At 36.0% G+C, this 358-nt stretch carries 1 protein-coding gene; it reads left to right on the top strand.

What is annotated here, in order from left to right; genetic code table 11:
- Window positions 1-358: LysM peptidoglycan-binding domain-containing protein (locus AOA61_RS12520; protein ID WP_143521205.1), on the top strand; the 358-nt coding region annotated here is incomplete at both ends.

Raw genomic sequence — 358 nt, 5'->3', positions numbered from 1 at the left:
ATACAGTAGTATCTGGAGACACGCTTTGGAGAATAGCAAACCAAAATGGTATAACAGTAAATCAGTTAAAGCAAAGTAATCAATTAAATTCAGACAATTTGCAAATAGGACAAACATTAGTCATTCCAAGAAATAATACAACTAGCTCCACTCCTTCTCCAACTCCACAGCAAGTTGTTTCTATTAATCAAGAGGCATTGGAGTGGCTTGCTAAAATGATATATGCTGAAGCTCGAGGAGAACCACTTGAAGGTCAAATAGCTGTTGGCGCAGTTATCATGAATAGGGTTAATAGTAGCTTGTTTCCTAATTCAGTTAAAGAAGTACTCTTTGAAAAAAGCAGTGGAGTATATCAGTT

This window comes from Pseudomonas sp. 2995-1, from assembly GCF_002742505.1.
GTDB lineage: Bacteria > Pseudomonadota > Gammaproteobacteria > Pseudomonadales > Pseudomonadaceae > Aquipseudomonas > Aquipseudomonas sivasensis.
This window is presented reverse-complemented; position numbering and strand designations above follow the sequence as displayed.